The 26,696-nt window shown below is 49.8% G+C and carries 25 protein-coding genes; 17 read left to right on the top strand and 8 right to left on the bottom strand.

Features of this window, described 5'->3' with window-relative positions:
* Positions 1-21: 21 nt before the first annotated feature.
* From MKX50_RS17770 to MKX50_RS17725, 10 genes are all read left to right on the top strand, one after another.
* Entirely contained in the window at positions 22-306 is a 285-nt protein-coding gene (locus MKX50_RS17770; protein WP_213589881.1) for a phage holin family protein, read from the top strand.
* Positions 287-1,006 (top strand): N-acetylmuramoyl-L-alanine amidase, encoded by a 720-nt coding sequence (locus tag MKX50_RS17765; protein WP_213589882.1) that lies wholly within the window; start codon positions 287-289, stop codon positions 1,004-1,006. Before MKX50_RS17770 ends, MKX50_RS17765 begins: the two co-directional genes overlap by 20 nt.
* 1,233 nt (positions 1,007-2,239) lie before the next feature.
* Complete coding sequence (locus MKX50_RS17760; RefSeq protein WP_213589883.1) at positions 2,240-2,524, top strand: hypothetical protein; 285 nt, start codon at positions 2,240-2,242, stop codon at positions 2,522-2,524.
* A gap of 195 nt (positions 2,525-2,719) precedes the next feature.
* Positions 2,720-4,207 (top strand): L-arabinose isomerase, encoded by a 1,488-nt coding sequence (araA, locus tag MKX50_RS17755; RefSeq protein WP_213589884.1) that lies wholly within the window; start codon positions 2,720-2,722, stop codon positions 4,205-4,207.
* A gap of 87 nt (positions 4,208-4,294) precedes the next feature.
* Positions 4,295-5,419, top strand: a complete 1,125-nt coding sequence (locus tag MKX50_RS17750) for a GntR family transcriptional regulator (protein ID WP_155610581.1) — start codon at positions 4,295-4,297, stop codon at positions 5,417-5,419.
* A 619-nt stretch (positions 5,420-6,038) separates the two neighbouring features.
* On the top strand, positions 6,039-6,728 hold the full coding sequence (araD, locus tag MKX50_RS17745; protein ID WP_339157475.1) for an L-ribulose-5-phosphate 4-epimerase: 690 nt from the start codon (positions 6,039-6,041) through the stop codon (positions 6,726-6,728).
* 27 nt (positions 6,729-6,755) lie between these two features.
* Positions 6,756-8,426 (top strand): ribulokinase, encoded by a 1,671-nt coding sequence (locus MKX50_RS17740; protein WP_339157474.1) that lies wholly within the window; start codon positions 6,756-6,758, stop codon positions 8,424-8,426.
* 27 nt (positions 8,427-8,453) lie between these two features.
* Entirely contained in the window at positions 8,454-9,584 is a 1,131-nt protein-coding gene (locus MKX50_RS17735) for a sn-glycerol-1-phosphate dehydrogenase (protein WP_213589887.1), read from the top strand.
* A 179-nt stretch (positions 9,585-9,763) separates the two neighbouring features.
* Positions 9,764-10,114, top strand: coding sequence for a DUF805 domain-containing protein (locus MKX50_RS17730; protein ID WP_213589888.1), 351 nt, complete (start codon positions 9,764-9,766; stop codon positions 10,112-10,114).
* Positions 10,115-10,301: 187 nt separating this feature from the next.
* Positions 10,302-10,493 carry an aspartyl-phosphate phosphatase Spo0E family protein gene (locus MKX50_RS17725; protein WP_230873731.1) on the top strand — a complete coding sequence of 64 codons (192 nt, stop codon included), beginning with the start codon at positions 10,302-10,304 and terminating at the stop codon, positions 10,491-10,493.
* Between the two features lie 43 nt (positions 10,494-10,536).
* Here the strand turns inward: MKX50_RS17725 and MKX50_RS17720 are convergent, their stop codons facing one another.
* The 7 genes from MKX50_RS17720 to MKX50_RS17690 form a co-directional block, all read right to left on the bottom strand.
* Positions 10,537-12,114, bottom strand: a complete 1,578-nt coding sequence (locus MKX50_RS17720; protein ID WP_339160175.1) for an oleate hydratase — start codon at positions 12,112-12,114, stop codon at positions 10,537-10,539.
* A gap of 144 nt (positions 12,115-12,258) precedes the next feature.
* The gene (locus MKX50_RS17715; RefSeq protein ID WP_339157473.1) at positions 12,259-12,825 is read right to left on the bottom strand and encodes a TetR/AcrR family transcriptional regulator C-terminal domain-containing protein; all 567 of its coding nucleotides are present in this window, start codon (positions 12,823-12,825) and stop codon (positions 12,259-12,261) included.
* A gap of 128 nt (positions 12,826-12,953) precedes the next feature.
* The gene (gene mmsB / locus MKX50_RS17710) at positions 12,954-14,117 is read right to left on the bottom strand and encodes a multiple monosaccharide ABC transporter permease (protein WP_213589891.1); all 1,164 of its coding nucleotides are present in this window, start codon (positions 14,115-14,117) and stop codon (positions 12,954-12,956) included.
* Between the two features lie 4 nt (positions 14,118-14,121).
* Positions 14,122-15,651 (bottom strand): multiple monosaccharide ABC transporter ATP-binding protein, encoded by a 1,530-nt coding sequence (gene mmsA / locus MKX50_RS17705; protein ID WP_339160173.1) that lies wholly within the window; start codon positions 15,649-15,651, stop codon positions 14,122-14,124.
* Positions 15,652-15,745: 94 nt separating this feature from the next.
* Positions 15,746-16,834, bottom strand: a complete 1,089-nt coding sequence (gene chvE / locus MKX50_RS17700) for a multiple monosaccharide ABC transporter substrate-binding protein (RefSeq protein WP_155610573.1) — start codon at positions 16,832-16,834, stop codon at positions 15,746-15,748.
* A 570-nt stretch (positions 16,835-17,404) separates the two neighbouring features.
* Positions 17,405-18,187, bottom strand: a complete 783-nt coding sequence (locus MKX50_RS17695; protein WP_339157472.1) for a cobyric acid synthase — start codon at positions 18,185-18,187, stop codon at positions 17,405-17,407.
* A 23-nt stretch (positions 18,188-18,210) separates the two neighbouring features.
* Positions 18,211-18,801 (bottom strand): transcriptional regulator, encoded by a 591-nt coding sequence (locus MKX50_RS17690; RefSeq protein ID WP_339157471.1) that lies wholly within the window; start codon positions 18,799-18,801, stop codon positions 18,211-18,213.
* Positions 18,802-19,143: 342 nt separating this feature from the next.
* Here MKX50_RS17690 and MKX50_RS17685 point away from each other — a divergent pair, with 342 nt between their 5' ends.
* The 7 genes from MKX50_RS17685 to MKX50_RS17655 all read left to right on the top strand — a co-directional run bounded on the left by MKX50_RS17685 (position 19,144) and on the right by MKX50_RS17655 (position 25,962).
* Complete coding sequence (locus MKX50_RS17685) at positions 19,144-19,968, top strand: sugar ABC transporter permease (protein WP_213590678.1); 825 nt, start codon at positions 19,144-19,146, stop codon at positions 19,966-19,968.
* A gap of 31 nt (positions 19,969-19,999) precedes the next feature.
* Positions 20,000-20,842 carry a carbohydrate ABC transporter permease gene (locus MKX50_RS17680; RefSeq protein ID WP_213589896.1) on the top strand — a complete coding sequence of 281 codons (843 nt, stop codon included), beginning with the start codon at positions 20,000-20,002 and terminating at the stop codon, positions 20,840-20,842.
* A gap of 37 nt (positions 20,843-20,879) precedes the next feature.
* The gene (locus MKX50_RS17675; protein ID WP_339157470.1) at positions 20,880-22,220 is read left to right on the top strand and encodes an ABC transporter substrate-binding protein; all 1,341 of its coding nucleotides are present in this window, start codon (positions 20,880-20,882) and stop codon (positions 22,218-22,220) included.
* Positions 22,221-22,234: 14 nt separating this feature from the next.
* Positions 22,235-23,062, top strand: a complete 828-nt coding sequence (locus MKX50_RS17670; RefSeq protein ID WP_339157469.1) for an HAD family hydrolase — start codon at positions 22,235-22,237, stop codon at positions 23,060-23,062.
* Positions 23,059-23,400 carry a multidrug efflux SMR transporter gene (locus MKX50_RS17665; protein ID WP_213589901.1) on the top strand — a complete coding sequence of 114 codons (342 nt, stop codon included), beginning with the start codon at positions 23,059-23,061 and terminating at the stop codon, positions 23,398-23,400. The genes MKX50_RS17670 and MKX50_RS17665 overlap by 4 nt, the downstream gene beginning before the upstream one ends.
* Before the next feature lie 41 nt (positions 23,401-23,441).
* The gene (locus tag MKX50_RS17660) at positions 23,442-24,317 is read left to right on the top strand and encodes a metallophosphoesterase (RefSeq protein ID WP_213589903.1); all 876 of its coding nucleotides are present in this window, start codon (positions 23,442-23,444) and stop codon (positions 24,315-24,317) included.
* A 196-nt stretch (positions 24,318-24,513) separates the two neighbouring features.
* Positions 24,514-25,962: an N-acetylmuramoyl-L-alanine amidase family protein gene (locus MKX50_RS17655; protein WP_339157468.1), complete on the top strand. Its 1,449-nt coding sequence runs from the start codon at positions 24,514-24,516 to the stop codon at positions 25,960-25,962.
* A gap of 91 nt (positions 25,963-26,053) precedes the next feature.
* Here MKX50_RS17655 and MKX50_RS17650 read toward each other — a convergent pair whose 3' ends face one another.
* Positions 26,054-26,443 (bottom strand): SH3 domain-containing protein, encoded by a 390-nt coding sequence (locus MKX50_RS17650; protein WP_155610563.1) that lies wholly within the window; start codon positions 26,441-26,443, stop codon positions 26,054-26,056.
* Positions 26,444-26,696 lie beyond the last annotated feature (253 nt).

The raw sequence follows: 26,696 nt of genomic DNA, 5'->3' as shown, positions 1-26,696 counted from the left end.
AAGCTGGAAAGGAAGGTAGAAATGGACTGGAACGCTATTTTTGATCTCATTCATCCGTATTTATTCGGAGTTGTGGCGGTGTGTTGGGTGATTGGCTATATCCTCAAAAAGACGCCCAAGGTTCCCGATTGGAGCATCATCTATATTGTTACCGTCGTATCAGTACTGCTGACTATTTGGCTGCTCGGCTGGGGACCGGATTCACTGATTCAGGGCATTCTTACCGGGGCGTTTGCAGTGTACGGCAATCAGTTTGTGAAGCAAGCATTGAAAGGGGCGGATGATCATGAAAACGGTATGGATTGACGCAGGCCACGGAGGTAAAGATCCGGGGGCAACAGGAAATGGATTGAAAGAAAAGGACATTACCCTCCAATTATCTCTAGCCATTAAACGGCGGCTCGAATCGCAATATGAGGGTGTTAAGGTGCTGCTCTCCCGCAGTTCGGATGCCGATATGACTTTAAAAGAACGCACCGACAAAGCCAATCAGGCGAGTGCCGATATTCTTATCTCCGTTCACTGTAACGCCGGGGGTGGGGCGGGAGGCTTCGAATCGTACTGCTATACTGCGGCATCCGCGGCTTCTAGGTCCTTGCAGGACGTTTTGCATAACGCCGTCATGACGGAGCTCAAGCCTTACGGCGTCAACGACAGGGGGGAGAAAACGAAGAACCTCCATATGGTTAGAGAGAGCAAAATGCCTGCGGTGCTGACGGAGAATTTGTTTGTTGATGTAGTTAACGATGCGAACAAGCTGAAGCAGCAGGAGGTTATTGAAGTAATTGCGCAAGGGCATGTGCGCGGCGTGGCCCAGTTCCTCGGATTGAAGCCGAAAGGGGTAAAACAACAACAGGAACCCGCCGATTCAGGGGCAAAACAGACTTGGAAAGAGAGTGGTCGCGAATGGCTTATTACGCACGCTGGAATTAGTCCGGACTGGAAAGCAACCGACCTGATTGATATCGGAACGCTTGGCACGATCCTCAGCAGATTACAGAAGTAAATTCCCATGGCGCCGGGAGTTTCCTCTGCGTAATTGCTGCTTCATTGTAGGATTTGTGATTTTGCTATTGGTTCTCTATTCGTAGCTTTTTCGATACTTCTTTATTGTTACTCCGTTATTCGCTATCCACTATTTGCTATTTGCTGCTTTACTATCCACTACCTCTAATTGCTATCAGCCATTCGCTGTTTAGCTAGCTAGTTAGTGCGAACTAATTGTATTTGTTACATTTAAAAACTACCGTTTATCGTTGACGATACAAACTAGCTGCAATTCTTACAGTTAGAAATGAGATATGGAGGCTAGTTAGGCAAAATACCGTAAACTAGATGTAGGAATTACATTTACTTCGCAAAATTTACCCTTATTAGCTTAAAGTAAATGTAGAAAATACATCTAGCGGACGCCTTCCCATACTAGGCTGCCAGCTTGCAGGCGAGTCGCAGTGATTATTACCCATGGTTAAGCCTTAATCTAGAGGAACAAGGGGATTAGCAACCCCATTGGTCTCAAGACGCAGACTCCCTGTAAGTTTCTTTATGACCAATACACGCTAAACAGAATGTACGCGACATACGCACACCCCATCAGTATGCAAAACACAATAATCCACAAAATCCCCTTCCCTTTGCCTCGATATCTTTCGCCAAGCTTCCACATGATGCAGTCTCCTTTCATTTCACATGATCGATTTTCCCTTTAATACTCCATGCTTCTCCTCCGACCCTCTTACTATTCCTTAACATTGCCTGACCAAATCTAAACAAGCCATCTTAAGGAAAAGTCCGGGCAATCAGGCGCTATTTTCTACTTGTTAAAGAACATAAGTTCGTATATAATACAAACAAACGTTCTTATCGGAGATGATTTTGGTGAAAAAATACATTAACCAGGTGGTCGAGATCATATATATGGATCGCAGCGGCAGAATTTCGCAGCGGCCCATTCACATTCATGCCATTTGCAGTGGGCTGGTTCGGGCAACATGTCTGCAATCGGGAGCGCCAAGAGCTTTTAGAACTGAGCAAATTCTCGCACTTCATCCCGTGAAGCAATCTGTGAAGCCATCTATGAAACAATCGATAAAACAATCTACAAAACAATCCATAATACCATCCATAAAACAACCCGTGAAGCGATCTATGAAACAACCTGCAAGATCGAGTGTACAACCAACCGCGCAACCAATCGTGCAATCATCTATGCAGCAAATGACGAAAGGAGGCAGCTACTATGCTTCCTGATTTGGAACGCAAGCTGTTGCGGATTATTTATAATTTTTGGTCACAGCGCCGTCGTATTCCGAGTATGAAGGAACTTGAACGTACAACTGGCAGAATGGAGCGGGATATCCTGGCAGCTATGGGACGGCTGGAGAGAGACGGATATCTGAATTGGCCGGACAAATCCAATCTAGCCACCCTGAGGCTGTTAAATGTTGCAGGGACGGAGGAACAAGCTAAGGCTAGGCCGCGGCGGGGATTGCGAAGCGATATCGATTACTGGACGAATGATTGAAGATTACATAGGAATTTGAACCGATAGGGATAAAAAATACTTGCCTTTTCAGAGGAGCAGCTATAGAATCTAGGTAAGAACTTGTACGTACAATTAACATCAAGAATTTAAATATATAAATATTGTATATACAAGTTGGCAGAACTATTCCATTCTTACTTAAAGAAATCAATCACTCTGGGAGGCGTTAACGCAATGAATTTGAAACCGTATTCATTTTGGTTTGTAACAGGAAGTCAGCATTTGTACGGGCCTGAGACGTTGGAAGAGGTAGCTGGGCATTCCCGCATCATTGCCGAGCAGCTGGACAAAGATCCTGCGTTTGCACAATCCATCGTATTTAAGCCAATTGTAACCACACCAGATGAAATTTATAAATTAATTGTCGAAGCGAACAGCGATTCATCCTGCGCCGGGATCATAACATGGATGCACACGTTCTCGCCGGCCAAGATGTGGATTCGCGGCTTGTCCCAATTGCAGAAACCGCTGCTTCATTTCCATACGCAATTTAACCGCGACATTCCTTGGGAAACGATCGATATGGACTTTATGAACCTGAACCAGTCTGCGCATGGCGACCGGGAATACGGCCATATCGGGGCCCGTCTTGGCATTGCCCGTAAAATCGTTGTCGGTCATTGGGAGGACGCCGAGGTTCGCCAGGATATCGCCGGTTGGATGCGGACTGCCGTTTCGTATGCAGAGAGCCGCAGCCTGAAGGTAGCGCGCTTTGGAGATAACATGCGCGAGGTAGCGGTAACTGAGGGCGATAAGGTTGAAGCGCAAATCCAGCTTGGCTGGTCGGTGAACGGGTATGGTATCGGCGATCTCGTACAGCTGGTAAACGAAGTAAGCGATGCAGAAGTGAAGCAGCTTCTCGATGAATATGCTGAGAAATACACGATTACCAAAGAAGGTCTGAGTCCTGGTTCGGTTCGCGATTCCATCGCTTATCAGGCGCGTCTCGAAATCGCGATGAAACAGTTCCTTGAAGCTGGTAATTTTGGTGCGTTCACTACGACATTTGAAGACTTGCATGGTCTGAAGCAGCTCCCGGGTCTGGCTGTACAGCGTCTGATGGAAGCGGGCTACGGCTTCGGCGGCGAAGGCGACTGGAAGACCGCCGCATTGACCCGCGTGCTCAAAGTGCTTGCCGACAACAAGAATACTTCCTTCATGGAGGACTACACGTATCATTTCGAGCCGGGCAAGCATATGATCCTTGGCGCACATATGCTTGAGGTTTGCCCGACGATAGCTGCGACGAAGCCGTCGATCGAGGTTCACCCGCTAGGCATCGGGGGCAAGGAAGATCCGGCGCGCATCGTCTTCGATGGTCAAGACGGCCCGGCGGTCAACGCTTCCCTCGTAGACTTGGGCAACCGTTTCCGCCTGATCGTTAACGTTGTTGACGGGGTAAAGGTAGAGAAGCCGATGCCGAAGCTGCCGGTTGCCCGCGTACTCTGGAAGCCGCAGCCGTCGCTGAGAGAAGCTGCAGAAGCATGGATTTTGGCAGGCGGGGCTCACCATACGGTGCTGTCCTATAACATTACGGCCGAGAATCTGTCGGATTGGGCGGAAATGGCTGGTATCGAGGCTGTTATCATTGACAAGGATACGTCGCTGCGCCGGTTCAAGAACGAGCTTCGCTGGAGCGACATGGCATACCGCTTGCGCTAATGGTCTAAGCCTGAGAGATCCTGTTTCCGCGCGTTCCCCGGCCTATGATACAATAGCGGGTAGAATAAGAGCATTTGGCTGAGGTGAATGATGAGTAATCGGCGGATTCCTAAATATATGCAGCTCAAAAATGAACTGTTGTCATGGTTTGAAACGGGAAAGCTGCAGCCCGGACAACAGGTCCCATCGGAGAACGAGATTTCTGAACAGTTCGGCATTAGCCGGCAAACGGTGCGCCAGACGTTCGGTGAATTGGAGAAGGAAGGGTGGCTGGAGCGGATTCAAGGCAAAGGCACCTTCGCGAGAAACCCATTGCGCCGAGAGGGTGAGCAGGTCAAGACGATTGGGATCATCACGACATACATTTCGGACTATATCTTTCCGCATATCGTCCGCGGCGCCGAGGCGGAGCTGCGAAGCAAAGGATACCGGCTTCTTCTATCGAGCACGGATAACAATAAAGAGAAGGAAATGGAAAGCCTGCAGCTGATGACCAGCCAGCCGCTGAGCGGGCTCATCATCGAGCCCACCAAGAGCGCGGAAGGCAATCCAAACTTAAGCTACTTTCTGTCGCTGCAGGAGAAGGGCATTCCGTACCTGATGATCAATGAGAAGTATCGCGAGCTGGAATGTCCTTGCCTGAAGGTGGATGACGAGCTTGGCGGCTATTTGGCTGCACGACATCTGCTGGAGAAGGGACACACCTCTATCGTCGGGTTCTTTAAACGGGATGACCTGCAAGGGGTTAATCGCCTTAAAGGTTTTCTCGCGGCGCATCGGGAGTTCGGGATCAGTGTATCTCCCCAACGAGTAGTAACTTACACGACGGAGGAGAAGGACGGAGTCCCGTACACTCAAGCGGTGCAGCTGCTACAGCAGGATGAGGAAGGCCGGCCGACCGCCTTTGTGTGCTACAACGATCAATTGGCGGTCGTTCTGATGGAGGCTATTCAACAGTGCAGCCTGCGTGTTCCGGAGGACGTTTCGGTCGTCGGTTTTGACGATTCATCTCTTGCGCTCGCTTCCGGGACGAAGCTGACGACGCTGACGCATCCGAAAACGGAGATGGGCGAGCTGGCAGCCCGGCAGCTCATCGGGATGATTGAGCAGGGACTGGTGGTTGAAGACACGGTCTTTAAACCGGAGATCGTAGAGCGGGAATCCGTGCATAACAGAGAACAGGCGAATCAAGAAGTGGAATTGCAAAGCTAGGGTCCGTTTCCCAGGGCTCTAGCCTATAACTTGTACGTACAATACGTTTTGATTTAGCTTGTATGTTTATATGCATATACCAACCAAACTGTGCTGTATTAAATGGAATGAAGGTATCTAATTAGGCTCTAAACCATTGTTTTAGGGAATTAGATGGATTTATACACCTAAGATCAAGGATCTAGTCCGATCATTGGCGATGTTCCTTCTTATAACTAAATCCATTTAAATTTATGTTCCCTTTCTTACCGTAGAAACTAACGGCTATAAATCCATTTATTATTAAGTTGAATGATAAAAATGTTGTGAGTAAGTACGTAAACTGTTCCTACGAAGCTGTACCTCCTAAATTCCTTGGATGATACAGGTTCATGGGATGTGTTTCCTTGACTGCATCCCAAATTTTCAGTCGAATTCATCTTAGATCTATATTTACAACTTGATTTGACTGATCTTGTAGTTTGATCTAACACTAGATGTTTGCAGTTTGATCGGATTGGATACTTGTCTTGTTTATAGATCTAGTTGTAGATCTGCATCTGCCTTCTAATCAGGACAGGGTATCTGTAATAGATATGCAACGTAAAGAATTACGATGAGAGGAAAGGAGTGGCTGCATATGTTGGAGGCGCTTAAACAGCAGGTTCTGGAGGCTAATTTGGAACTGCCGAAGCACGGACTGGTTACATTTACATGGGGAAACGTCAGCGGCATTGATCGTAAAAGCGGGCTGTTCGTCATAAAGCCAAGCGGCGTGCCGTACGAGGAATTGAAAGCGGAAGATATGGTCGTCGTGGATCTGGAGGGCAATGTGGTCGAGGGCAAATTGCGTCCATCCTCCGATACTCCGACCCATATGGTGCTGTACCGGTCTTTTCCGGATATCGGCGGGGTCGTGCACACTCACTCACCTTGGGGAACAAGCTGGGCGCAGGCTGGAAAGGCGCTGCCAGCTTACGGCACGACACATGCCGATTATTTCTACGGAGAAATTCCTGTGACCCGGCCGATGACCCGGGAAGAAATCGAAGGGGCTTATGAACTGGAGACGGGGAACGTGATCGTCGAACGGTTTGCGGACATCGACCCGAACCAGGTGCCAGGTGTATTGGTGCATGCCCATGCACCCTTCGTATGGGGAAAAGATGCCCACAATGCGGTTCATAACGCGGTTGTTCTTGAGGAAGTAGCGAAAATTGCGGCACGCATGCTGATGCTGAACCCGGAGGCGGCACCTATGGATCAGACGCTGCTGGACCGCCATTTCCTGCGCAAGCATGGAGCCAAGGCATATTACGGACAAAAATAATGCGCTATTGAACGGGAGGTTTTTCAAATGGCTAACAAGTATACCATCGGGGTAGATTACGGTACGCAATCGGGCCGCGCGGTACTGGTCGACTTAGCGGACGGACGCGAAGTGGCGGATCACGTGACCCCTTATCCGCATCACGTTATCGACGAACAGCTGCCGGGCTCCGGTATCAAGCTTGAGCATGACTGGGCGCTGCAGCATCCTGACGATTATCTGGAGGTACTGCGGAAATCTGTGCCAGCGGTTATCCGGGAGTCTGGCATCGATCCGGCTGATGTAATCGGAATTGGCATCGATTTTACGGCATGCACGATGCTGCCGATCGACGAGCAGGGCCAGCCGCTCTGCTTCGATGCGAAATACATCGATAATCCGCACAGCTGGGTGAAGCTATGGAAGCATCACGCCGCTCAGCCGGAAGCCGATAAGATCAATGAAATCGCAGCGGAGCGCGGAGAAGCGTTTCTCCCGCGTTACGGCGGTAAAATTTCATCCGAATGGATGATCGCCAAAGTATGGCAAATCCTTGATGAAGCCCCCGAAATCTATGAGCGCACAGATATGTTCCTGGAGGCGACAGATTGGGTCATCTCGCAAATGACGGGCACCATCGTCCGCAACAGCTGTACGGCTGGTTATAAAGCGATCTGGCATAAGCAGGACGGCTATCCAAGCAAGGAATATTTCAAAGCGCTGGATCCAAGGCTGGAAAATCTTACAGAGACAAAGCTTCGCGGTGAAGTCATTCCGCTCGGTACGAATGCGGGCGGGTTGACTGAGCGTATGGCGCAAATCATGGGCCTCAAGCCGGGCATTGCAGTTGCCGTCGGGAACGTAGACGCTCATGCTGCAGTGCCGGCTGTCGGCGTCGTAACGCCGGGCAAGCTTGTGATGGCGATGGGCACCTCGATTTGCCATATGCTGCTGGGCACGGAAGAGAAGCAGGTCGAAGGCATGTGCGGCGTCGTTGAGGATGGCATCATCCCCGGGCTGTATGGATATGAGGCGGGACAGTCGGCTGTAGGCGATATTTTTGAATGGTACGTAGACGAGGCGGTTCCAGGATACGTCAAAGAAGCGGCGGCCAAGGAAGGCATCGGCGTCCATCAATGGCTTGAGAAGGAAGCCGCGGCCTATAAGCCGGGACAAACCGGATTACTGGCGCTGGATTGGTGGAACGGCAACCGGTCTGTTCTCGTCGATACAGATTTGACCGGCCTGATTCTGGGTATGACGTTGCTTACCAAGCCGCAGGAAATTTACCGTACCCTGCTCGAAGCTACGGCCTTCGGTACCCGTAAGATCGTAGATGCTTTCCATAACAATGGAGTTGAGGTTGACGCCTTGTACGCTTGCGGCGGATTGCCGCAGAAGAACCGTCTGCTGATGCAGATTTACGCGGATGTTACGAATCGCGAAATTTTCGTTGCCGATTCCAAGCAGACGCCGGCACTTGGTGCAGCGATGTTTGCGGCGGTAGCTGCCGGGAAACAGGCTGGCGGTTATGATACGATTCTTGATGCGGCAGAGCGGATGGCCCGGGTGAAAGAAGAGACGTTCAAGCCGATTCCGGAGAATGTGGAAATCTATGACCGTCTATACCAGGAATACAGCAAGCTGCATGATTATTTCGGCCGCGGCGAGAACGACGTGATGAAGCGGCTCAAGAGCATCAAGAAATCTACGGAGTAATGCCGTCAGACTGGAGGTAAATTCTGCATGGATAATTCCCGGGAAATAGACCATTTGGAGAAAATCGTTCTGGAGACCGGAGCGATCTATAAGGCAGCTTCTTTTCTAAGAGATCGTATTCTGCACCGCTTAGTGATCGTAGCCGACCAGAATACTTATGATGCGGCAGGGAAAGCCGTGGAAGAGAGTCTCCAATCCCAGGGCTTGAAGACAAAGCTATGTATTCTGGAGCCGAATGCGGCCGGCGATGTCGTCGCCGATGAGCAGGCTGTTGTGCAGCTGCTGCTTGAAGTAGATCCTGGCACCACGGATGGGCTTATTGCTGTTGGAGCCGGAACGATCCATGATATCGTACGTTTCGCGAGTCATAAGACGGGAATTCCGTTTGTATCCATTCCGACGGCTCCTTCCGTAGACGGCTTTACCTCGGCGGGAGCGCCGCTGATTATTCGCGGAATTAAGAAGACGGTGGCGGCTGTTCCGCCGATTGCCATATTTGCCGATGTGCACGTTCTAATGAAGGCGCCGCAGCCGCTGGTAGCGGCTGGTTTCGGGGATATGCTGGGCAAATATACCTCTCTGTTCGATTGGAAGGTATCCCGCCTTACGGGGGGAGAGCCTTACAGCGAACAGGCTGCAGTCATTACAGAGCAGGCGCTTAAATCCTGCATCCAGCATGCTGCGGAGATCGGAGAGCGGACAGAGGAAGGGATTCGCATCCTGATGACGGCCTTGATCGAATCAGGCATTGCGATGCTGCTGTTCGGGCAATCTCATCCGGCTTCCGGCGCAGAGCACCATTTATCTCACCATTGGGAGATGGCCTATTTGCGCCGCGGAAATCGGGCACTGCTACACGGGGCAAAGGTTGGCGTGGCCTGTGCTGAAATTTCCAGCTTGTATCACGCGGCCGTGGACGAAGGCAAATTCCCGGGACGGCAGCCGAAGGCGCTGCTTGAGCACGGTGACCAGATTCGGGAATGGCTGGCCGAGGTACCGCCCGCATCCAGGATCCGGGAATTGCTCGTTCTTGCTGGAGGTCCTTCTACGCTGGAAGAGCTTGGCGTCGATGAAGATTTATTTACGGAGAGTCTTCGCGAGGCGCATCTGGTTCGCTACAATCGGCACACCTTGCTGCGAGCGTTGAATGAGGCATGATTTAGCTTATTCTTATAATAGGTGGTGACGAAGGATTGCTTGGGATTTAACCCAGGCAATCCTTTCTTTCATTGATTTTGCAAAAAAATAGTATGTTTTCTATAAAAAAATCAATATATTAAACCGATATATCCTTGTGCGAATTGTCGCAACAAAACTATTTTTATGAGGTGACGTTAGTGGAGTGGTATTTAAAGGTTCTCAAAAACTATGTCGGATTTGAAGGGAGAGCGCGCCGTAAAGAATACTGGATGTTTATTCTATTCAACATGATTGTTTCGTTAGTTCTTGGCTTTATCGGTAGGTTAATAGGCTTGGATACAATTCTGTCCTACATTTATTCTTTGGCTGTTTTATTGCCAAGTCTCGCGGTAGCTATGCGTAGATTGCATGATACAGGAAGAAGCGGCTGGATGATTCTGCTAAGCTTTATTCCTCTAGTTGGCGCGATTGTTCTAATTGTGTTCATGTGCCAAGATAGCGAGCCAGGCGACAATAAATATGGTTCCAATCCTAAGCTTCAAAGTTAATAAAATTAAGTTGTCTATACCAATTAAGTTTTATCTATCTATACATATGTTTTAAGAATGGAACACAAAGAGAGTCCGGGGCCTTGCAGGCTTCGGGCTCTTTATGCATCAAATAAAAGTTATCGAAAAACGTATAATGGGTATATTTGTCAACCTATACTAATATATTCATTAGGTGGTGTTTTTTGTGCAGAAATTAAAATCCAATTATATTAAACATAGGATTGAAGAAGAACGGCGTCAGCTTGGGCAGCTTGCGGAGCAATACGGCCTGCGGGATACGCGGGTGCTGAGGCAGTCCATGGAACTTGACCGGCTGATCAATCGCTATAATGAAGTCATGTATGATTATTTGCGGAGAAAAGAACCGATCGCCTAAAGCAATCGGCTTCTTGAGATTTGCCTCAGCCATCCTCTGAAATCTAACGGAAAGAGGCTGCGGCGCTCTGAAGCAAAGTACGTATATCATATTGATACCGGTTGATCGGCTGGATTGGTTTGTTCACTCCCAGCAGTTGATAGACAGCGATTCTAGCTGTCCTGACGGAGTACTCCTCTGTAAAAACAACGTCATCAGGAATTTCACAGAATTGACCGATCAAAGCTAGGTTCGTTGAGCCTTCCGGAACGACCTGAGGCCGGTCGCCGGGCGTTCTGGGCATGAATTGCGCCGTAATATACGGCATCATGCAGGGAATACAGTTTGCGGAACGGATAAGCTCATCCAACTCATTTTCAAATTTCAAATGATGCAGCAGCTCCGTTAAAATTTCCTCTCCGGTGCAGTCGCACATTCTTTTTTTCACATAGTCCCCCACATGATCCGGATACAAGCCATAACCCCAGAACACTTTTACATCCTCAGGCTGGTTGCGGAAGTGCGGTTGATGAGCCAGCACGATGGACATGAACCAGCTGGAATCTTTAAAGGTCACCAGAGCTCCGCTTCCGGCTCTATTCCGCGAGAACTTCTCCATCCGATCGAAGAAGCGGGAGCCCTGGCAGGTGACGGTAAACGATTCCCATTTGGATTCATCGATGTGATCATCAAAGGAAGCGGGATTACCGAGCAGCCCTGGCTTTTTCGCCGCGATCCGATCCCACAGCTGCCATGAGCTGCCTTTGCCGTATAGCTGTGGAGGGGCTGTCATCGACCCAAGACTTGAACTTTCCGTCATCGAGCCGTTCGTGACAATGACCAAATCCTCCTCCGTCAAATCCAGCGCACGCTCCACTCCATCCTTTACATAGTGCATGCGTGTCACCGTAATGCCATCCCCCGCTTGGAAATCCAAATCCGTCACCGTGCAATTCATTTCAAAATCAACACCATGCTCCTGCAAATACCGGTGCAGCGGAAGAATGATCGAGTCGTACTGGTTATAAGGCGTACGCGTGACGCCTTCAAGCGTATGAATCCGCGGAAACTCATGCATGAAGCGGATCATGTACCTTTTGAGCTCGACTGCGCTGTGCCAGGGCTGAAAGGCGAAGGTTGTCGCCCACATATACCAGAAATTCGTCTGGAAAAAATGAGCCCCAAACCATTCGTTAATCCGCAGCCGGCCTAACTGCTCCTCCGGTGTGATGATGAGCTTGGCCATGTCCATACGATCCCCCATGTCAAATCCCATAGAGGCCGCATCCACCACTTCACCATCCTTGTTCACAAGCCTGGCCCGGGAATGCGTAGGATGCGCCGTATCAAAGGCCATAATCTCATCCCTTACCGATTGGCTGGGGTCATCGAGAGAGGGGATCGAGCTCAGCAGGTCCCATAAATTCTCATATGTCTCATCGTTCAGCATTCTGCCGCCCCGGATGACATAGCCATGCAGACGGTCTCCTGCGCCGTCGTTGCTTCCTCCAAGTACCTTCAGCTCTTCGATAATATGAATCTGCCGTCCTGGAAAGCCGCAATCCCTGATCAGAAATGCCGCCCCAGCTAATGAAGCGATTCCTCCTCCGACAAAATACACCTGGTTACTGTAAGTGCCCATGCTCTTCATCCCCGCCTTCGTAGATTTTGATAACAACCACAGCACATCTAGAGTAAGACAATTTCAATGTACGGCATTTCTTTTTTATATAAAATCGACAATCGGCGGGTACTGTATCATTTTTGGACATGTGCATGGTAATGTCTAGATTTTCTGCCTATAACGCTGCAAGGCCCGTTCAAAATTGCCCTGCATCAGTTCACTTAATTGTTCCACGATCAAAGCCGGCTCTTCCTTCATTCCCTGCTGCATCCATTGAGTGACAAGCCCGGTAAAGGCCAGCGTATAGAAGTTGGCGAGAAATTTCTTATTCTCTTCGGCAACATGCATGCCGCGGCTTACCTCCTCCACGACGCCCATCATCAGGTCATAGGTGACATTATATAGGTAGGAGTCCAGTTGACTTCGAGCCAGGGAATGAAGGGTGTTCAGGCAGAAGGATTTATTGCTCTCAATATAGGCGAAAATCGTATATAACCCGTGCGTCCACGTATCGTAACTGCGATATTCGGCGAGGTTGCCCACGGCCTCCGTCTCATAAATCCAACCGAGCAAATCGTAGATATCTTGAAAATGGTAGTAAAACGTTTGCCGATTCACCCCGCAGCGGCTTACGAGCTGCTTTACAGTAATCTTGTTTAAGGGAAGCTCCTGCATGGTTTGCTTCAAGGCATGGGCCAAGGCTCCCTTCGTAATGGTCGAGTTCGACAAAAGAATCCCCCGCTATCCCTAATGGTTATCCAGATATATCCAATTGTAGCATAAAAAAAAGGCCCCACTCTTTAACAAAGAGTGAAGCTTTTTCAGAGGACTGCACACCTGCAGGCTGCAAATCGCACTTAATTCGTTTTCGATTTGTTATAGATGTCAAAGGCTACGGCCAGGAGCAGGACAAGCCCTTTGATGCCTTGCTGCCAGTCCACCCCAAGGCCGATCAGGGACATGCCGTTGTTCATGACGCCCATGACCAGGCCGCCGATAATTGCACCGATGACGGTGCCGATGCCGCCGGAAGCAGAAGCGCCGCCGATGAAGCAGGCTGCGATCGCATCCAGCTCGAAATTCGTGCCCGCTTTAGGCGTTGCCGAGTTGAGGCGTGCGGCGAAGATGAGTCCGGATAACGCAGCCATCGCGCCCATATTGACGAAAACCCAGAAGGTCACTTTCTTCGTCTTGACCCCGGACAGCTTGGCGGCTTTCTCGTTGCCGCCCAGCGCGTAAATATGGCGTCCGGCGATCATCCGGTTCATGACGAAGGAGTAGATGACGATGAGCACGAACAGGATGACGAGAATGTTCGGAATCCCGTTATAGGTAGCGAGCACATAGGTAAAGACGTTGACGATCGCGACAAGGGAGATCACTTTGGCAAGGAAAATCCACATGGGTGCAGTCTCAAAATTGTATTTGATTTGTGTCTGGCGCTCCTTCCATTCCTGCCAAATGACGAGCAGGGAGAGGATGGCGCCAAGGACGATCGTCAGGATGTGAATGCTCTCGCCTCCGAACCAGTCCGGCAAAAATCCGGAGCTGATCTTCTGGAACGACTTCGGAAACGGCGAGATCGATTGGCCGTTCAGAATAATCATGGTTAGACCACGGAACAGCAGCATCCCGGCCAAGGTGACGATAAAAGCGGGAATCCTCACGTAAGCGATCCAGAAGCCCTGCCATGCGCCGATTAGCGCCCCGACGCCCAGGGATATGATAACGGCGAGAAAGGGAGGCAGCTGCATATCGACCATCATGATGGCCGCCAGGGCTCCGATGAACGCCGCGATGGAGCCGACCGACAGGTCGATATGACCCGTAATGATGACCAGCACCATCCCGATGGCCAGCACGAGAATGTAACTGTTTTGCAATATCAAGTTGGTTACGTTAAGCGGCTTCAGCAGAATGCCGTCGGTTAGAATTTGAAATAAGACCGTGATGAATACAAGAGCGATAATCATGCCATACTGGCGGATATTTTTTTTGAAAAGCTCGCTAATCATTTGCATCTCCTTACCCCCTGCCTCGAGTCATGGATTTCATCAGTACTTCCTGGGTGGCGTCCTCGCGCTGGACTTCACCGGTAATGCGCCCTTCGCTCATGACATAGATGCGGTCGCACATGCCGAGCAGTTCGGGAAGCTCCGAGGATATGAACAGAATGCCTTTGCCTTCATCCGCCAACTGATTGACGATGGAGTAGATTTCGTATTTGGCGCCGACGTCAATGCCGCGGGTGGGTTCGTCCAAAATGAGAATTTCCGGCTGCGCGTAGATCCATTTGCTGAGCACGACCTTCTGCTGGTTGCCTCCGCTTAAATTGACCGTTTTCTGCAGAATGCTTGGCGTCTTGATTTTTAATTTCTGCCGGTATTCCTCGGCGACCAGCACTTCTTCGCTCTCATTAATCACACCGCGGCGGGACAGCTTGCCCAAATTGGCGAGGGAAATGTTGCGCTTGATATCGTCGATCAATACAAGACCATAATGCTTGCGGTCCTCCGTCACGTAGGCGATGCCATGTTTGATCGCACTGCTGATATCGTTCAGACGGATTTCCTTTCCATGCAGCAGCAGCTTGCCCTGGATGTTTCTTCCATAGGACTTGCCGAAAATACTCATTGCAAGCTCCGTTCTTCCCGCCCCCATGAGACCGGCCACGCCGACAATTTCGCCGCGCCGGATATGGATGTTGATGTCGTCCAGCATTTTGCGGCCTTCCTGTTCAGGGTGATCGACCTGCCAGTTCTGCACTTCAAACAATTTCTCCCCGATGTTCGGTACACGCTCCGGATAACGGTGTGTGAGATCCCGGCCAACCATTCCTTTGATGATGACATCCTCCGTCACCTGATCCTTGTGCATGTCCAGCGTCTGAATGGTCTTGCCGTCCCTCAGAATCGTAATCGAATCCGCGACCTTCTCGATTTCATTCAGCTTGTGGGAAATGATGATCGAGGAAATGCCCTGCTTCTTGAGCTCCAGGATCAGGTTCAGCAAATTTTCGCTGTCATCCTCGTTGAGAGCGGCCGTCGGCTCATCCAGAATGAGCAGCTTCACCTTCTTGGAGAGCGCCTTGGCAATTTCCACAAGCTGCTGCTTGCCGACTCCGATCTGGACCACATGGGTGTTGGGGGATTCTTCAAGCCCCACCGTGGCCAGCAGCTCCTTCGTTTTGACGGTCGTTTCGTTCCAGTTGATGACGCCCCGCTTGGTCTGCTCGTTGCCGAGAAAAATATTTTCCGCGATGGATAGGTAGGGGATCAAAGCCAGCTCCTGGTGAATGATGACGATACCCAGGCTCTCGCTCTGCTTAATATCCTTGAATTCGCATACCTTGCCTCGGAACAAAATATCGCCCTCATACGAGCCATGCGGATAGACGCCGCTCAGCACCTTCATCAGCGTGGATTTGCCGGCGCCGTTCTCCCCGCAGAGGGCGTGGACTTCGCCTTCCTTGACCTTCAAGTTCACATTTTCCAAGGCCTTGACGCCCGGAAATGTCTTTGTAATTCCTCTCATCTCCAAAATGAAGTCACTCACAGTTCTCACCAAGCCTTTCGTCTCCATTCGAGTACAAAGGACAGCGGAGGCCGGAAAGGCCACCGCCGTATGTGCCGTTTGCGTTCACGCAACTTTACAGTCCCAATTCCTCTTTGGTATAGTAGCCGGTCTCTACCAATTCCTGCTCAATGTTGTCCTTGTCTACCGATTTTGGCTCCAGCAGGTAGGAAGGGACGACTTTCACGCCGTTGTCATAGGTTTCCGTATCGTTGACCTCGGCTTCCGTGCCTTCGAGAATGCTGAGGGCCATGCCCACGGCTTTCTTTGCCAGCTCGCGCGTATCCTTGAAGACCGTTTGCGTCTGCTCGCCGGCCAAAATTGATTTGATTGAAGCCAGCTCGGCATCCTGTCCGGTAACGATCGGCATTGGCTTATTGCCGGAGCCGTATCCGACGCCTTTCAGGGAAGAGAGGATTCCGATACTGATGCCGTCATAAGGGGAGAGAACCGCATCGACGTTCTCTGTCGCATAGTGAGCGCTCAGCAGATTATCCATGCGCGCCTGAGCGGTAGCCCCGTCCCAGCGCAGGGTGGCGATTTGCTCCATTTTTGTCTGATTGCTGCGCACGACCAGCTTGCCGGAATCGATGTACGGCTGAAGAATGGACATCGCGCCGTTATAGAAGAAATAAGCGTTGTTATCGTCCGGCGAGCCGCCGAACAGCTCGATATTGAACGGCCCTTTGCCTTCCTTCAGGCCAAGCTTCTCCTCGATATAAGAGGCCTGCTGCACGCCGACCTTGAAGTTGTCGAAGGTGGCGTAGTAATCTACGTATTCGCTGTTCATGATCAGGCGGTCATAGGCGATGACCTTGATGCCTTGATCATGCGCTTTTTGCAGCACCTCGGTAATGGCTGCGCCATCAATGGAAGCGATGACGAGCAGATCCACGCCTTTGGTGATCATGTTCTCGATTTGGGATACCTGGTTCTCTACGACATCCTCGCCGTATTGCAGATCCGTGCCGTAACCCTGCTGTTGGAATTCCTTCACCATATTGTTGCCGTCATTCACCCAGCGCTCCGATGATTTCGTCGGCATCGCAATTCCGACTGTGCCTTTCTCGCCTTTCGTCGATCCGCCGCTGTTATCCTTGCTTCCGCAAGCCGTCAAAGTTAATGCCAGTACGAACGTCAGCAGCAATAATGTCGTTTTTTTCATTCCCGCTTACCCCCTGTTTATAAATTGAATTCTTTTATGAATCCGCTTTCAGAAGAGAGTATAACAAGGGGAGGCGGCTTTCGTATTTACAATAAATCTACTCTTTTTATAAAAATCAAACTTATTTGTGGGGAAGCAACTTTGGGGAGAGGGGGTATCCTGTGGTTCTAGTCATGAAAGAGGAAATATCTTTGATCATTTAAGATAGGAATGTATTTTATACATTTAGTTAAGCCTCTTTTATCAAAAATACATACGCTAAATGTAAAACATGCAGTTAGTTTGCCCGAATGGAGCTCATTCGTCGAAATAGCTTTAAACTAAATGTAGGTTTTGCAGTTAGTTCCCGCTAACACGGAAAAAATCGCTGAACTAACTGCATGAAATGCATTTAGTTACCTGATCCTGACGATCTAGTCATAAATTAGTAGTCTAATTTATTGGAGAGGAAGGATTCATTTTTATTTAGGAGGTCGTGAGGTTCTTGCAATTTTTCGTCATACAAAGGAGTTACGAAATCCCATTACAGACCGGGGAGTAGCTTTAGCTCTCACTTGTTTCTATTTTCAATCACAACGCAACATCCAGCAAACGGCTGATCCGTCCAAGATCGATGTTGGCTTCGAACAACTCGGCCATACGGTCAAAGCTCTGCTCGTCCGGCACGATGAGGTCATGCTGGTAAGGCAAAATCCCGGCACAGGGGACGCCATGCTTATTTTCAAGGACATCTATGCCTGGCTGCAAAATATCCTTGATCCCTTGATAGCGATTGATAATGAATCCTCCCAATTGATTCTTGATGGACTTATCCAATAAATCAATCGTGCCGTGAATCGCTGCAAAGACGCCGCCGTAATGAATGTCCGAGACGAGCAGCAGCGGGGAGTTCGTTATTTTTGCCGTATAAACATTAGCTACGTCCTGATTGGCCAAATTAATCTCTGCGGTTGATCCCGCGCCTTCAATGATGAGAATGTCGTATTTGGCGGCCAGTCGATGAAAAGAGCTTTCAATGCCAGCTCTGATTTCCGGCAGATAATCCTCGTATTTCGTATAACTGCCTGTATACAATAACTTGCCGTTTAAAATGATTTGCGTCTGGTCATAGGCAGGCTTAATGAGAACGGGATTCATATCCGCTTCCGGAGCCACGCCTGCGCTTAAGGCCTGGATATAGGTAGAATAAGCGATTTCGCAGTCATCTTCGGTCGTGAAGGACTTGGAGGAAATATTTTGCGCCTTAAAGGGGGCGGCAGCAATACCTTTATTCCGCAGCATACGCAGCAGAGCCGCTGTGATGAAGCTTTTGCCGCAGGAGGAGCTGGTTCCGACAATCATTAAGGATTTCATGGGTTCACCTGCTTCGCTAATTTTTATTCCGCAGAGTTAGGCTCCGCCTTATTCTCCGGCTCGATTATCACGCTTTCGTCAAAATAACGCCCCTCCCGAAGATCATAAACGAACTGCTGGAGCCATGTGTAGTAGCTAAGGGCATGCCGCAGCTTGTGAAGATCCTGCAAGCATAGCTGGCGCTCTTCTTCCGGCGTGTCAAGGTCGAGAATGATTTCTGTAAGTTCGGGCAGAACGTCGTTAATGGCCTCCGTCATCACATCTATTTCACGCTGCAGCTTTATCGTAAAAAAATTCTGAAAAGCCAGAAAAAAGTTCGTCTCCGCCTGATAGAGGTCTTTACGCTGCTCCTTTTCCGGCAGCTTAAAGACCATTTGGGAAGCCATGAGCGAACGAACGGCATAGCTCATATTGCTTTTGCTCATATTCATGCGGTTCTTCATTTCTTCCAGCGTCATCGGCTTGTCCTCGAAATACATGATGCCATATAACTCGCCAAAGGAATGGGTTGCCCCGTACAAATCCATCGTATCGGCAATGGCCTTAACCACTTTTCGGCGAAGCTCCTCATGTTTGATCTTGCGCTGCTCCTCATCCCGATTGGATTGTTTCATAATTTCACCCGCTATCGCATCAAAATTATTCACGATTGTCTTTTACATAACTTCCTATTCCATTTTACATGGAGAAAACCATACCTCTTAACTTCGAGTGTACAATATTTTTTGAACGAACGAAGTTTACTAGATTTTCATACAGACAAGGAGGACGGAATTTAAAGCGATTATAACATAGCGTCAAATCATAAATCGAGCGAGTGTTCAATAGGCTTTCGGAAATCAAAAAAGTTCCTATTGATATAAGTTAAAAATATTTTGAACGAAAAAAGGAGGAGCAACTTGAAACAATCCAAACTGGCGGCCGATGCCAAGGCGCTGCTGTTCACGCTGCCGGCAATGATTCCGCTCACGATGTTTTGGCTCATCCCGCTAGGATATGCTTTCTATCTGAGTTTTACGGAATGGGATTTCATGAGTCCGGACAAGCTGTTCGTCGGCATGGCCAACTATGCTGAATTGGCGGACAACCCCGCGTTTTACAAGGCGCTGCGCGTTACGCTGCTGTTTACGGCGGGAAGCGTCCTTCCTACGCTGATCGGCGGGCTCGGCTTCGCCCTGCTGCTGAACAGCAAGCTTAGATTTTCCGGAATATATCGTACGCTTATTTTTTCACCTTGGGTAACACCAACCGTAGCCGTGGCCATCGTATGGTCTTGGATTTTTGAACCGGAGGTAGGGCTGGCCAATAACGTGCTGCGCTTCTTCGGTTCGGAGGGAGTAGGCTGGCTGGGTGATCCAAGCTGGGCACTTATCGGCATCTTGATTGTAACGTGCTGGAAATCCGTCGGCTGGGCGATGGTCTTCTACCTGGTAGCTCTGCGCAACGTGCCGCGCGATTTGCTGGAAGCGGCCGCAATCGATGGAGCCGGAAGCTTGCGTAGGTTCACGTATGTCACGGTTCCGCTCATATCTCCGACTACATTCTTTCTGACGATTGTGCTAATTATTCAGTCCCTGCAGGCCTACGATCAGATTAACGTGATGACGCAAGGCGGGCCGTCGGGATCTACGAGAACGCTGCTGTACATGTATTATCAATCTGCATTTGAGGCCTTCAATATTGGAGAAGCATCGTCTGTGGCAGTCGTGCTGGTCATTGGCTGCGTGCTGCTCTCCATGGTTTCATTTGCAGTAAGCAGGAGCAGCGTACACTACCACTAAATCAAGATCGATAGGAACAGGAGAGCAATTCATGACTGAGACAAAGATAAGCCCGATTCTCACAAGGCATCTGCCGTTGGTGCTAATCGGCCTCCTAATGGCCTTCCCGTTCTATTGGATGGTGACCAGCGGTCTCAAAACCAATGATGAAATCTGGCAGTTTCCACCAACCTTCTGGCCAGAATCTCCCCAGTGGGGTAATTTTCTCGAAGCCTGGGAGGCGGCGCCATTTTGGCGCTATATGGCAAACAGCATCGGTGTAGCTGGCGCGATTGCCATCATTCAGGTAATCAATTCCGCGATGATGGCCTACGCACTAACCCATATGAAATTCCGGCTGAAGGGCCTGCTGACCGCATTGATCCTACTGGGTTATATGGTGCCGAACACCGCAGTTTATTTACCGAGTTATATCGTGTTATCCAAGCTTCACCTGCTGGATAGTTACGCCGGCATGATTCTATCTAACTGTGTCAGCGTATTTTCGATATTTCTCATCAGGCAAGCTTTTTTACAGGTATCCCATGAACTGGTGGAAGCCGGGCATATCGATGGGGCATCGCATGGACGCATTCTGGGGTCAATTCTCGTTCCGTTAACCCGCTCGTCCTTCGCTGTGCTCGTGCTCATTACGTTCATAGAGCAATACAACAATTATTTCTGGCCTATGCTGATCACCAAAAGTCCTGATCTGCAGCTAGTTTCGGCGGGTCTGCGCAGTTTTTTTGTGGAGGGGGGTGCTTACGGCTTGAAGTGGCCGCTGATCATGGCTGCCAGTTCATTCACGATTATGCCATTATTGCTGCTGTTTCTGCTGACGCAGAGGACAATTATGCAGAGCGTGAATTTATCTGCGGGAGTTAACAAGGGATAAACCATATAAATCATAAAGTGGAGTGGAGGAGCTATACATGAATTTATTGAAAAAGGGTTTGATTTTCACCTTGATCCTAAGCTTCGTGCTGATCACAGGCTGCGGTACTAACGGCAGCGGAAGCAGCACGGGGGGGCAGGCTGGCGCTGCAGTAAATGGAGCGAAGGATTCGGGAGCGAAGGAGCCAGTGACGATTGAATTTTGGTACGGGCTTGGCGGCAAGCTGGGCGAGCAAATGAAGGCGCTCATCGACGAATTCAATGCCTCCCAGCAGGAGGTTATTGTCAAAGGGATCGTCCAGGCTGATTATTCGGAGACGGAGAAGAAGCTTCAGGCGGCGATCGCTTCGGGTGATGTGCCTGCGGCTGTTCTAGCGGCCAATGTGCATTGGGCTCGAAAAGGTTATTTTGCCGAGCTGGACGAAATGATCGCCCAAAGCCCGGACTTTAATAAAGAGGATTTTGTACAGACCTTTCTGTCTCAGGGACAGGTGGACGGCAAGCAATACTTCCTGCCGATGTATGGCACAACCCAGGTGATGTACTACCGTAAGGACAAATTTGCGCAGGCAGGCATCCAGGCGGAGGATATCAAGACATGGGAAGACTTGGCGGCGGCGGCCGCGGCAATGACGGAACGGGAAGGCGGCAAAACGAAGGTGTACGGCTGGGAGCCGATGTGGGGCAGCGAGAATATGATCGATGCCGTACTAAGTAAAGGCGGACGTATTCTTAGTGAGGATGGAAAGACAGTCATGATCGATTCCCCGGAATGGGTGGAAACGTGGTCGCTGTTCCGCAAATGGATTCATGAAGATGGCATTATGCGCATTCACTATGGCGGACAAGGCTGGGAATATTGGTACAAAACGATCGACGACGTGATGAAAGGCCAAGCGGCAGGTTATACCGGCTCGAGCGGCGACCAGGGCGATCTTGATTTCACACAGCTTGGAGCGATGGAGCAGCCGGGCTGGGCGGGAGTTGGCGAAGGCAAGCCGGTCGCGAGCGCCATCTTGGCGGGCATTCCGGCCAAAGCAAGTCCCGAGCAGCAGCAGGCGGCGTTTAAATGGTTCTCTTTTTTCAATAATTCCAAAAATACGGCAGCCTGGTCGATGAATACCGGCTATATTGCTGTTCGCCAATCTGCACTGGATGATCCGGATTTCATTGCCTACAGCGAACAAAACCCGCAGAGTAAAATCCCGCTCATGCAGGCAGCGCATGCTTCCGCTCCATTCCAGGATCCAACCGGCGGCAGAATTAACGATGCGCTGAAAATCGCAGCTGATAAAGTGCAAATCGAGAATATTCCGGCTGAAGAAGCGCTGAAGGAAGCGAAGGCAGTGGCCCAAAAGGCGCTGGATAGCATGAAATAGGAGTGACGCAAGGAATGCCTGAACTCATTGTAAGTAATCACAGCTATGCGATTAACGGCATTTTATTGGATAAGGACGGCACCCTGCTGGATTTTGTGTCCATGTGGGGGAGCTGGAGCGAGCATATGCTGCGGCATTTTGGAAGCCAGCTAGTAGCGGAGCTGAGGCAGTCTGGCCGGGCAAGACAGCTAGAAACTGGACTGGAGCCGGGACAGGAGCTGCTCTTCACAGAGTCACACTTGTGGGGGACGGTTCATGGACAGGATGGCGCGGTGATCGATTATGATCGCAATGGACCGCTGGCGATGGGGACGATGGGGGAGCTGTTTACCCTGCTGACTTGGCGGGGTTATCGAGCGGGGTTATCCTGGGCAAAAGCCAAAGAGTTGGCGGAGCTAAGCGGCAGGTTAGCCGATGCGGAGCTGGAGCGGGCTCGTCCCGTCCGGCCGATCGCTGGAGTCCTCGCTTTTCTCGAAGCGTGCCATGCACAGCATATCCCGCTTGGAGTCGTAACTGCCGATGATACATTAGCGGCCGAGAAGCATCTGGAATGGCTAGGCATTCGCCATTTGTTCGGTGCTGTAGTTGGTACCGATCAGGTTGGGCGGGGAAAGCCGTTTCCCGATATGCTGGAGCTGGCCTGCGGTAAGTTGTCCATAGATGTACAGGGTGCAGCGGTGATCGGCGACACGAACGGAGATATGATCATGGGCCAGGCGGCCGGAGCAAGAATATGCATCGGCTTGCATTCGAAGCAGGCCGGGGCGGCGGAGCTTTTGCCCGATGCCGATTATATTATTGGAGCTTATGAGGAGCTCCGGCTGAAAGGAGCGGCAGAATGAAGGCTGCGGATGGAATCGGCTGGTTATTTCTCGCCCTGGCCATCGCGCTTGAGCTGTCGGGCACGGTATCCATGAAAATGTCCGAGGGCTTCACGCGATTATGGCCCTCCGTAGCGATGTTTGCGTCCTATGGTGCTGCTTTTACGTTCCTTAACTATGCCCTGCGTTATATGGACATGAGCATCGCTTACGCTACCTGGTCAGGCATCGGCATTGTCTTGATTACGCTGGCGGGCGTGCGGCTGTTCGGTGAACGGCTTCCCCTGTCCTCGATCATGTGGATGACGATCATCGTTATTGGCGTAATTGGATTGAATATGAGCTCGAAAGCCCATTAATCATCTTTGTAAATGGTAAAAGAAAGGGAGTGGAGATTTCCATGAGACATCACGATCATATCGATCTCATCGATCATGCCCAGGCAATTGAACAGCCGCTGGCTGCCTTCCAGGTCATTACGGATACCCATGTGACCGGGAATGCCGATCATGAATATAACCAGAATTTCGATAGAGCCCTAAAGGACATTATTGCCAACGCGGCCGGAAGCAGCGGAATTATGCATGTAGGCGATATTACGGATCACGGCTTTATCGAGGAGTACGGGGAATTGAAGCGTATTATCGAGGCTAACCGGGAAGGTCTTCCTCCTATTCTTTTTACCTTGGGCAATCATGATGTCGCCTTTGGAAATTGGAGCTCCAGATTGGGGAACTATACCGCCCAGACTGGCATGCAGGGAGTTTATCATGATCACTGGATCGACGGGTATCACTTCATTTTTCTCGGTACGGAACAGGGACTGGAGAGATTCTGCCATTTGACGAAGCAGCAGCTGGAATGGCTGGATCAGAAGCTTGGAGAGAAGGCTTCCGCCGATAAACCGGTTTTCGTATTTTTGCATCAACCGCTGATGGATACGGTGGCGGGTTCTCTCCAAGCTCAGAACTGGTACGGCGTGGAGCAGGATAAGGAGCTGAAGCAGGTGCTGAGCAAGCATCCGCAAGCGATCATGTTTACCGGGCATACCCATTGGCAGTTAGAGGCCGAGCATACGATGTTCGATGGCAAGGGAGAAACGGCAACGATGTTCAACGCGGCTTCCGTAGCCTATTTATGGACGGACGAGGATGTTCATCTTACCGGGAGCCAAGGCTTTTACGTTGAAATCTATGCAGACAAGGTTCTGGTCAGAGGCCGGGATTTTGCATCGGGCAGCTGGGTGGAGTCGGCGCAGTTTCAAGTCAACTACTAGAAAAATCTAAGACCACTTCGATAGAAGTGGTTTTTTTGCGCATGTTTTAGGACTTTTGATAGAATTGTAGATTCTTATTCAAAAATATTATAGAAAAATAGCAACTTTTGGTGTGTTTTAGCGTTAAAATGGGTGATGTTGGAATTTTGGATATATTTAGTTGTCTCTATTATTATTAAAAGGATGCGTGGATAGATTGAAAAGGCTTGGAGTCATCGTTTTGTTTGCCGTTAGCTTGTTCCTGCTTAGTTTTAATTCGCCGGTATTTGCCAATACCGCTTCAATATATTTGAATGGGGCGCAGCTCAGCGCGGCTAATTTGTCTCAAGTTGAAATCGTCAACAGCAAAGTGATGGTTCCGATCCGCGTGGTGGAGGAGCTGGGTTACGTTGTAAACTGGAATAAGACGGATCAGACGGTGAAAATTCAAAACAACTCCAAAACGGTTGCGATGGCCATTAATAAATCCAGTGCCTATGTCGATGACCGGGTCGTTTCGCTTACGTCACCACCCTTGTTGAAAGGGGGGACCTCTTTTGTGCCCTTGCGGTTTATCGGGGAAGAATTCGGCCTGGAGGTCAACTGGGATAACGGTACCAAATCGGTGTATTTATCCTCGGACGCTTTAGAGAGCACACCTGATTCGCTCGATACAACCTCTGCTAATAAGGGATTAATAGAGAATATCCAATTTGCGGACAATCGTCTGACGATTAACATGGATCAAAGCGTGCAGCCGGAAATTTTCACAATGAGCGGGCCGGAGCGGATCGTTCTAGATTTGCCGGGGGCTGCTTTAGCGGATGCTTTTACTTTGCAAAATATGGCGGGAGCGGGGAGCTACCAGATTAATATTGAGGAAGAACAATCTTTTGTAAGCAAAATCCGTTATTCCTTGTTCAAATCGGATCCTTCGACCATTCGCGTTGTCCTGGATTTGAACTCCAAGGCAAGTTATCAGCTTTCCAATGCTGCGGGGAATTCGGAAGGAATTGTACTGGATTTATTCGATCCAACTTCGCCAACCGTACCAGCTACGTCTCCTGACACCATTCCAGACATATCTACACCGCCGACAACAACGACGACGGTACCGGTTACCGGGAATAGGTTAGTCGTGATAGATGCGGGACATGGAGCTCACGATAATGGTACTACCGGAGTGTCTGGCAGAGTAGAGAAGGATTTCAACTTGACGATGGCTTTAAAAGTAGAAGCGCTGCTTGGGCAGGAGCCGTTGATCGATGTGGTGCTTACCAGGCATGATGACACCTACGTCACAAGACCCGATCGCGCCAAACTCGCAAACGATCTTAACGCGGATGCGTTTATCTCTATTCATGCCAATTCGGTGCTGAATATACCGACGGCAAGCGGTACCGAAACCTATTATTACAGCGAAGCCAGCAAGCCGTTGGCTGATGTGATGCATAAGCACCTGATTCAAGCGACCCGGCTTAAGGATCGTAAAGTCAAATACAATAACTATGAGGTGTTAAGAAGGAGCAACATGCCAGCTACCTTGCTGGAGGTAGGCTTTTTGTCCAATGCAGAAGAGGAAGCGCTGCTTTTCACGGAAGATTTTCAGAACAGGGTAGCCCAAGGCATTGTGGATGCGATTAAGGAATACTTCGGAATCAACTAGTGAGCGAACTGAATAGGTGCTTAGATTTAAATAACCCCCTCACCGTGGGAATCTCCCATGGCGAGGGGGTTTACTATATAGGAGGCTGTGATTAGCCTATTTCCTCCAGGTAATCAACGGCAACCCATCCCCATGCCTCGTGATTGTAGCTATAAACCTGCTTCCAGACATATCCGTCGGCAACCACATCGGTGCCGCCATGTTGGGCGTTAACCATATCGCCCTTGTTAAGCAAGCCGAGTACTGTACCGGATGTCGAAGGAGTTTTTCTCAGTCTTACACCGTCTCCTGTGATTTTGTATGTTGCAGACATCGTTGTAATTTTTCCGGACGATTTCACAGGCGTTAATCCTGCCAAAACCTCTTTCGAGCTTAGAGTAGTGGTGCTGACGTAACTGCTGCTATCCGCGGCAAAGACTCCGTAGGAAGGGATCATAAGAGTGGCTGCTACTAACGAAACGGCGACGATTTTTTTGAACATGTGAATGTCTCCTTTTTAATTGAAATAGGTAGTTGAGAAACAAGCTGAACCCCAGTAAACTTGCCAGGATTACTGCAGTAAAACTGATTCCCGAGAATGATCATGAGTATAGTAGATCTTCTGCTTATCCCGCTTTCTTCTAAGTAGGAAAATACCTTATTCAATGTCTAGCAGCGGAGGCAATCCCGGCGACATCCCCTCCTTTCAAAATTATAAATTTCCCATATTTTAGGATACTAATATAAATATAACA

It is taken from the genome of Paenibacillus sp. FSL W8-0186, assembly GCF_037969765.1.
GTDB classification, from domain to species: Bacteria; Bacillota; Bacilli; order Paenibacillales; family Paenibacillaceae; genus Fontibacillus; species Fontibacillus woosongensis.
This window is presented reverse-complemented; position numbering and strand designations above follow the sequence as displayed.